Below are 8,125 nucleotides of genomic sequence, written 5' to 3'. Positions count from 1 at the left end.
GTCACGCCGCAGATCGACCGCCATCCGGATCGCCCGCTCCCGAAGCTCCTCGGGGTACTTCCTCGGTGCTGCCATGACTCTCATCCTTCCGTGGAATGAGAGCCTCCATCAGACCCGGCACGCGACAGGCCGTTGTGACGACGATGTTCGGATTCCAGGGACCGAAAGTTGCTACTCGAACTGGCGATCGGCCTGGTCGCGAGGGGTAACGTCATGCCGCCGACATTCGGAGAGGCGAGCTCGCCTAGCGATCACTCTTCCTTCAGGCGGACAGTTCCGGCCACAACATTCTCAGGCGTCACGACCCCGGGCGAGTTTCGGAGGGGGCGAGCTGTGAGTCATCCCGCCGCCTGTCAGCGGCTATTCGCGACAATGCCAAGCACATCCGCCAACCGCTCCACATGCTCCTCACCGAGGGTCACGTCGTCCGGAACCGTCGAAACCGGACGAGGCGGAGGCGCCGCACTCATCCTCGTTATCCCCTACCGAGAGTCGAAGATAATGCCGCTTCACCTCTGACCCCCGCCCTGTGTTCGTCTGGCTGTGGCAGGAGGAGCGGACCGGCTGGCGAAGGTCGCGATGACGTGTGTCGACGTCCGGATCCAGGAGCGCCGCGTCCGTCTCGCGGAGTCGGCAGGTCAGCAGCGGGCGGCGGTGATCCGGTCCGTGCTCAACCGGCTCGAGCTCAGCGACGGTCGCTAGCGTTGCAGGTGGTGCCGGACGAGCTTCGGCGGCTGGGTGGCGACGTGCTGCCTGGCCTGGTCGTCGGCGGAGGTGCGGCATGAGTGACGTCGTCTACCTCGGCTGCGCGTCCTCCACGTAAGCAGGCGGTGTCACCTTCCCCGTGATGTCGCTAGTCAATCCCGGCAGAGCAGCTTCTAGGGTGGCGACGGCTCGATCCTGTTCTCGACGGTCCAACTTGCTCGTCACAAACAGGTGGGTAACAGCGCCGACAACCCCGAGGCCGGCGCCGATCCAACCGCTCGCGAGGCCGGACGAGACATCGAACACCGTCAAGATCACGACGGCGAGGGTCACCAGCACAACGCCCTCAACTGTCGCCAGTATCCGACCGCGGCGCCGCCGGGCCTTCGCGTGGTCGGCTGGTTCGTACTGCTCCAGCCTGGCCGTTACCCGCCGTTGCAGCCGGTCGCGTACCGCTGAGTGCTCGTCGTGGAGCAGCTTGATCAGCTCGAGGTCCTCACGGATGGCTCGACGCAAAAGCCCCCGTCGGCCGCCCACCTGGACCGCGAGAAGCGGGATGCCGCTAATTAGCAACCCGACAACCGCTTTCCACACTTCGCCCATGAACGCGGACCGTAGCCGCCCCCACCGACCACCGCTCGAGAACGCGTGATCGAGCACCCCCGCCGCCACTCGCTCGCCGACCTCGTCGACGAGCTCAGCCACTCCACCACCCCGCGAGCACGACACGGCCTGCGTCGGCCCCACCCTTCTCGCCCAACTGTGGGCCAACGACCTCCCCTCCGCTGCCGCAGAGGAGGGCGCCCGCGCCGGCTACCAGTCGAACCCCGCCTCCCGCCTCTACGCCCTCGACACCGCGGCATCGACCTCGAGGCACCCCGATGGATCAAGTACCTCAGCGAGGACGACCGCTACGCCGACACCGCCGCCACCGTCCGCGGGCTCCACTCCCTCGCTGCCTTGGCCGACCACGAGACCTAACGGTCCAGATCCGAACGCCCGCACTCTGTGCCAGCGGGTGAAGTATCTCCACGTGCAGACGACTTCCCGGTCTTTTGCGTGCCCGGCCACGCGCCCGCCTCTTCGCACGTCCGAAGGACGTTAGTCCGGCACCGTTCAGCTGAGGGTGACCTCGTGGTTGCCGCCGGCCTCGGTCAACAGGGCTCGGTCGGACAGCACCACGCTAACGCTTGCTTGCCAGCCGCCAGGTGCGTCCCAGTCGATGGGGCTGCACTTCGCGCCCACCTCCACTCGATTCGCGAGCGCGGTCTGCTTGTCGACCAGCGACTCAGCAAAGGCGATCGCAGCGTCACATGCCTCTGACGCGGACCCGAAAGTCTCGGCCGAGGAGGCATCGAGCTTGACGACGAAGGGGTTGCCAGTGATCGTCCACGCCGGCTTCTCCGACGCCCAGGGCGCCAACAAGCCGGCGATGCGGTCCATCTGCCCGGTCACGAAAGCGTCCCTGCCTCGATCTCGGTAGCCACTCCCCGCATCGCCTGCTCGTTGACCTTGAAGCCGGGAACGTCAGCCTCCAACCGCTGCACGAGAACGTCAAAGACCTCGTCCGCCGGCTGGCCCTGCATCTCGTCGCGGACCTGAGCGATAGCGGTACGGAGCTGCTCGTTCATCTGGTCCTGGATGCGGTCGATGCCGGGCTGAATAGCGCGCTGCAACGCGGCCTCATCAATGCGGACACGGTTCTTGGTCATTCTCGGGCGCTCCTCCGTAGTAGGTGTCCACAAGATAGGGCGCCCCACCGACAGAACACATGGGTCTCCCCAGACCGCGCAAGAAGGACTGCGACGACGTCCTCCACCGGCCCGCTCACTTACATGCGCATGAACACTTTGCCGACAGCCATGTTTCGCATCATCGCGGGCCCGTCCTGCGGCACCCTGCCCCTTGCGGGATGCCCGCATGATCGCGCTCGTTAGTCATCTGGCCGTTAGGTCGCGTCTTTCCGCCGCGTGCCGGCTTACCCGTCCTGCAACACCGCGCTCACCTTGTCGAATAGCCCCTCGAGTCGCCGGGCCTGCGCACGTGGCGTCAGGTTCGGCACGAGGAACTCTGAAGCGACGTGATTGGGCGTGATCCGGATAGTTGAGCCACCGTCGGAAGGGATCACCTGGCAAACGACATCGCCGCGGGTGCCGAACGCGCCCGAACGCAACTTGCCTGACACGGTGCGCGTATAGGTATCCGTCTTGCGTACCCGCACAGGTCGCCCACGTCGACCTCCTGCAGCCTCTACGAGCGCTGAGTAGACAACATCGGGGGGCGCTGGGTAGAACCGCTCCAGCTGAAGGCTCTTCATGGCATCAACCCTATAGATCAAGACGATGTCGATTGGGCTCCTCTCGAACTTGCCATGCCCGTGAACATCGCCCGAGTTTCGCAGCCGTCAGCCGCAGCCGAGCGATTAGCTTTAACTCATAGCTCACTGCCCATTCCGACGCCTAGCTGCGCCGACATCCGCCGGCGGCGCTACCCGCGCCCACAGCCAGTCGCGCTGCAACAGTGATGGCGCCTGCGGTGGTGGACCTAGAAAGGGGGCCATCCCAACCCAACGGCAAACGCGGCGTATGCCGCTGCGATCGTCGCGACTCCCACCGCAGCGCCCCATGGACCTCGAATCCAAGCAGGAACTGCGGGACTCTCCGGGAGAGAAGAGCCTTGGACTACAGCCGTGGATCCGGCGCCAACGGCGCGAGGGCTGTTGATAATCACGCTGTTGCGCTTGGCGCCATAGATGACCACTTGGACTGCTTGGTCTGCGACTTCTTTGCTTGGTACGTCACCATCGCGCACCCCCGCGCCGCGCAGCTCGGCAACCATCGACAAGAGCGTCGTACGCACCGAGTCGACGATGGAATCGAAGACGTGAGGACTGACGTCGTAGTAGATGCGCTCAAACCGGGCCGAGTACTCCGGACTGCGATTCATAAAGTGCGCGAGCAGGTCGAGGCCTGACGGCTGCAAGCGCGCTGATTCGCTCTGTTTGGCGTGCTTCTCAAGCTGGGCAACACCGAAGTCGATCACCAGCCCGTTTGCGAGGTCGTCGCGGGCAAAGTCTGGCAGGTCCATGACTGACAACTGCTTTCCGGCGAACGCGAGACGTCCCGAAAATCCGTCTGCCAGCAACGGGGCAGCCACGCGCCGATATTTGGGCATCTCAACTGTTGTGCCGCTGTACCCCTCAAGCTCTCGACGAGCCCAATCGCGCAGGTCCGTCGACTGAGCCTGACCACCCAAGGTGATGCACAGGCGTAGCAGATCAGAGAGCGACGACTTCCCGTCTAGGGCGTCCTGCTCAATCCTTGCCAATAGTCCAGCCTGCGCGCGCATCGTGACCTCCTCGACCTGTCGAGGTCGACACTAGCTAGCACCACAGACACCCTGCCGACGTCTCGGCGGGTTGGTCGTACCTGACGCGGTTGAGCCTCGAGTTAACGCGCTCACCTCTCGACGTTGGTCGTGGGACCGCCACACTGCCCCGGGCGAGTTGCACCGTCCCCGAGTCCGGACTTGCGTCCTTCCGCCGCGTGAGGGACGCGTCCGCTACCGCAGCAGGGCACCCTCACTTCACGCGTCGCAGCGCTGCTCCAATTGTGTGCCCAGATGTGGCTCGACCAGGGCCTATGCACGCCGACTTAGAGAGCTTCATCATGGACGACGGGTGCGCTGCGCTACCTCGGATCGAACTTGTAGCTCAATCTGGTCGAGGCGGAACCAGCGGCGTCCGCCATGCACCACGTAGGGCACCTGACCGCGAGCGGCCCTTCCGCCCAGTGCGATCTCAGTGCAGCCCAGCACAGCCGCGGCCGACGGCGCGAGCAGCCACTCATGCTCCTCGTCGGGCGGTCGAGGGCCCGACGCCTTCGCAGCACGCCGAGCACGCCGAGCTTCCAGTTTCGCAGTCTCTGCCGCCCGGGCCTCGGCGAGACTGAGGACCTCGCTATGCGATAGCGACGGCGCCTGCACCCGCGATTTCAAGTCGCCGCGGCGCAGCATCTTGGGGATCAGGCTCGGGTGCACGCCCAGGAGCGCGGCTGCCTGGCGCTGCGTCACCCACTGGGGGTCGGACACGGTCGCAGAGTAGCCGCGTTTCCTCGTCCGAAGGTAGGCAAATCGGACAGGGCTTGCGCTCTCAGGTCCGGGAAGGCGCCGCCCCTCAGCCATCCGCGTGCCGAGCGGTCCGTCCCTTCAGTGTTCCTGCGACAGCGTCGACGGACCACTACGCCATCAGTTGCTCCCGGACGGCCGCCGGGAGGTCCAGCCTTGGTAGGAGGCCACGTCTCGAGTTCTCTCAGGCAGGTCGACTGGCGGCATGTAGTCGTCTGCTCGGTTGAGGACATCGTCGACCAGCATGCGGTCAGCGGCATCCACGTGCCCCTCGACGTCGGTCACCTTCACCAGGTCGAGGCGGCAGATGTCGTCGTACGGCGCTGCTTTGCACGCGGTCTCCGCAGCCTCTCGGGCCGTTGCCAGGTCGCCCCTCGCGAGTGCGTCGATGACGATGACGTGCGCTGTGTCGACGATCGCGCAGCCGATCGTTTCGTGAAGGCGTTCGTCGTCGAGCAACCAGCTCCATCCCCGCTCGCGCAGGTGACTAAAAGGCACGCCAGCGACCAGGCTCAGCGCGGTCTCGAGGTCGCTGATGCCCTCTGCGCCGCGGGCTTCGCCTCGGGCACGCAGTCGGCGGAAGAGGTCGAGGTCGACCAGCACGTCTTGGACCTGGTAGGCCTTGACACCGGTCTTTCGGAAGGTCGGGGAGTCGTTTGCCGGCGGCAGGTATTCGCGACCTGTCCGTTGGTTGTCTCCCAGCCAGGCACGCAGGGAGCCCAGGTCAGTTCTTGCTCGCGAGCCTGCGATCGAGAAGGCATCTGCCACTGCAGTGCCGGTGACGCCTTCGGGGTGCAGGGCCAGGAAGGCGAGCAGCTCGACGAAGTAGGGCCTGCGCTTGGCGATCGCCGGGGCGACCACACCGTACGCGCGAGCGCTGACCGGTCCCAGCAGAATCAACCGGGGACGGACGCTTTTGCTGTCGAACCAGTCGGCAACGTCCTGATCCAGGGTGGGGTCGGACTGCTCGACCTGCCTGCGCACCTGTGCCGGAACAACCGGAGCGAGCTTGACGACGTCCTCCGCCGTCGTGGCGGCCGCGTCGAGGTACTCCTCGATCGGTCGTGGCAAAAGCGAGCCTTCGCTGGCTCCCTGAGCCTCGCGGCCCCCTGCCAGGTCGGAGCGAACAGCTCCTGCGTGATCTGTCAGTGCCCGCCACCCGTCCGCGGCCGAGGTGGTCGTGGGGATGCGTATCGCTTCGCTCTCGCGGGTGAGATCGACGATCGCTGCGCACGCAGAAGCTTCGGCGACGGTAAGACCGGCGGCTTGTAGGTCCAGGCCTAGGGCGGGCGCGAGCAGGCGTCCGCGGCTGTCCACCTCCATGACGAGCGATCCAGGGACGGGCGCGTTGACGGTAAAGAGGGCAGCGCCCAGTCGAGCGGTCGCAGGGGCAGTCAGCAGCATCGCGAGGTCGCTCGCACGGTCGCCGGTGGTGATAACTGCCCAGAACGGATCGGGCTCACCGGTGCCCGGTTCCTGGGCGGCGGCGAGGTTCTCGGCGATCGAGGCGATGACCTTGTCCCCGTTGTCGTGGTGATGAAGGCGCAGGGTGTCGAGCTCGGCCAGTTCCTGCCCGAAGCCGATGACGTTGACGTTCACGAGCACCGACCACGGGTTCAGTGCCAGTTCCGCAGCGACATGGCGTGCGAGAGAAGTTGCAGCGTCGGTGCCACCGCTCAGGCTTGCCACACTGAACGACTCCAGATTCAGGAGGTGGAGTCCGCCGGCTTCGTCCTGGCCGATTGAGACGAGCAGGGGGTACGGGGCGAGCATGTCAGTCGTCGGCCCCTCCGCGCCCAACCGTGTCGACCAGACCTCGCCGGCGCCCGCCCACGGAGCAGGGAGCTCGGAGTCCTCAGCAAGATGGAGTGTGACCGTGTCGTCGGCGAGGACCGCCCGCACCAGGCGTGGGATGGCGAGCCCTGCAGCCGCCGTGTCGGCGGCGAGCGCACGTAATGCCTGGTCGAGCTGCTTGATGGTTGCTGTCATCCGGGCTCCCGCGTGCATCGCTGTCTTCTCGACGGCGCGCAGCTCTGGCGGGGGAGCGGCCACGGTCTGGCCGGGGCGGCGGTAGCGGAGTTGCGTGTTGCGGTGGGCGCGCACCGCGAGCAGGACCAGACCGGCGAGTAACGCTCCGGCGCCCGTGAGGCCCGGCAGCAGCCAGGGGGTAGCGATCTCGTCGACCGCTGGGGACGTCGCCTTCGCCGCAGGCGTCGGGTCGGGCTCCGGCACAGCTGCACGGGTCGGGTCGACTTCAGGGGTGGGCTGCACCTGCGGGGGGACGACGACTTCTGGTACTTGGTCTTGAGGTGCCCCGGTTTTGCCGCCGCGATGCGTGGTGTCGGGGATCGTGATCGTCCAGCCGGGCCTGATCAGGTTGGGGTCCGTCAGGTGTGCCCCGTTGTGCTGGATCGTGTCGCGCGATGCCTCGAACAGGTCCGGGTAGCGCAGCGGGTCACCCAGTTGCGTTTCAGCGATCTCGGAGAGCGTGTCACCGGGTTGCACCTCGTACTCCTCTACCGGCTGGTCGGCGGCAGAGGAGTCCGCTTCGTGAGGGACCTTGAGCACAGTGCCAGCGACGATGAAGTCGGGGCGCCCGTGGAGGACCTCGCGATTCAGCTCGACGATCTCGGTGTAGCGCCCGCCCTCGCCGAGCATGCGTTCGGCAATCCGCCACAAGCTGTCGCCCCGTTTGACGGTGTAGTCGATGATCACCGGCGTTGGAGCTGCCGAGATGCCGGTGGGGGCGGGTGCTGACTCGGCGAGGACGGGCGCAGTGTCGGCGGACACCAAGCGCAGCGTGTGCGGGACGGGCGCCGCGGAGGCCGCGTGGACGGGCGCAGGCGAGACCGCCAAGGAAACTGTCGGACTTGCGATGAACAACAGCGCGGCCACAGCGACGAGTTGGCTGGCACCGTGCTGCGGGAGGCTGAGCCCGGGAAGCGACGGGGCCGGCACTCCGCGTATGAGGGCGAGGGCTTCGACGACGACCGAGACTGCGACGACGATCCACGCCGTCCACGCGGCCGCGGCTATGACGGTGAGGGCAAGGGTGCCGTCATCCGGGCGGGACAGCAACAGTCTCAGCTCGTTGAGCTCGATGTCCCACGGGTGGGCGCCGATCGCGATCAGCATGAGCGGCATGCCGATCACGAGGATCAGGACGATCAGCGTGGCCGCAAGTCCCTGGAGTCTCTGGCGAAGCGTGGACGGGGTCATTGTTCGCTCCCTGCGACGGTGCGGATCAGTCGTGCCGAGGCCTCACCGGTGACGGGCAGGCCGCCGAGGCCGATGA

General features: G+C 66.4%; 8 protein-coding genes. 1 reads left to right on the top strand and 7 read right to left on the bottom strand.

Features of this window, described 5'->3' with window-relative positions:
• The first annotated feature begins 543 nt into the window (after positions 1-543).
• Positions 544-702 carry a hypothetical protein gene (locus K4G59_RS19615; protein WP_231252754.1) on the top strand — a complete coding sequence of 53 codons (159 nt, stop codon included), beginning with the start codon at positions 544-546 and terminating at the stop codon, positions 700-702.
• A gap of 93 nt (positions 703-795) precedes the next feature.
• Here the strand turns inward: K4G59_RS19615 and K4G59_RS19610 are convergent, their stop codons facing one another.
• The 7 genes from K4G59_RS19610 to K4G59_RS19580 form a co-directional block, all read right to left on the bottom strand.
• On the bottom strand, positions 796-1,410 hold the full coding sequence (locus K4G59_RS19610; protein ID WP_231252753.1) for a hypothetical protein: 615 nt from the start codon (positions 1,408-1,410) through the stop codon (positions 796-798).
• A gap of 411 nt (positions 1,411-1,821) precedes the next feature.
• Positions 1,822-2,160 carry a hypothetical protein gene (locus K4G59_RS19605; RefSeq protein ID WP_231252752.1) on the bottom strand — a complete coding sequence of 113 codons (339 nt, stop codon included), beginning with the start codon at positions 2,158-2,160 and terminating at the stop codon, positions 1,822-1,824.
• Positions 2,157-2,417 (bottom strand): hypothetical protein, encoded by a 261-nt coding sequence (locus K4G59_RS19600; protein ID WP_231252751.1) that lies wholly within the window; start codon positions 2,415-2,417, stop codon positions 2,157-2,159. The genes K4G59_RS19605 and K4G59_RS19600 overlap by 4 nt, the downstream gene beginning before the upstream one ends.
• A 266-nt stretch (positions 2,418-2,683) precedes the next feature.
• Positions 2,684-3,022: a hypothetical protein gene (locus K4G59_RS19595; protein WP_231252750.1), complete on the bottom strand. Its 339-nt coding sequence runs from the start codon at positions 3,020-3,022 to the stop codon at positions 2,684-2,686.
• Positions 3,023-3,249: 227 nt separating this feature from the next.
• Positions 3,250-4,053, bottom strand: a complete 804-nt coding sequence (locus K4G59_RS19590) for an AbiTii domain-containing protein (RefSeq protein WP_231252749.1) — start codon at positions 4,051-4,053, stop codon at positions 3,250-3,252.
• 318 nt (positions 4,054-4,371) lie between these two features.
• The gene (locus K4G59_RS19585) at positions 4,372-4,794 is read right to left on the bottom strand and encodes a hypothetical protein (RefSeq protein ID WP_231252748.1); all 423 of its coding nucleotides are present in this window, start codon (positions 4,792-4,794) and stop codon (positions 4,372-4,374) included.
• A 156-nt stretch (positions 4,795-4,950) separates the two neighbouring features.
• A complete protein-coding gene (locus tag K4G59_RS19580) occupies positions 4,951-8,049 on the bottom strand; it encodes a LysM peptidoglycan-binding domain-containing protein (RefSeq protein WP_231252747.1) in 3,099 nt (1,032 codons plus the stop codon).
• Positions 8,050-8,125 lie beyond the last annotated feature (76 nt).

This window comes from Nocardioides furvisabuli (genome assembly GCF_021083185.1).
Lineage (GTDB): Bacteria > Actinomycetota > Actinomycetes > Propionibacteriales > Nocardioidaceae > Nocardioides > Nocardioides furvisabuli.
The sequence above is the reverse complement of the archived record's forward strand: the minus strand, read 5'-3'. Positions and strand labels throughout refer to the sequence as shown.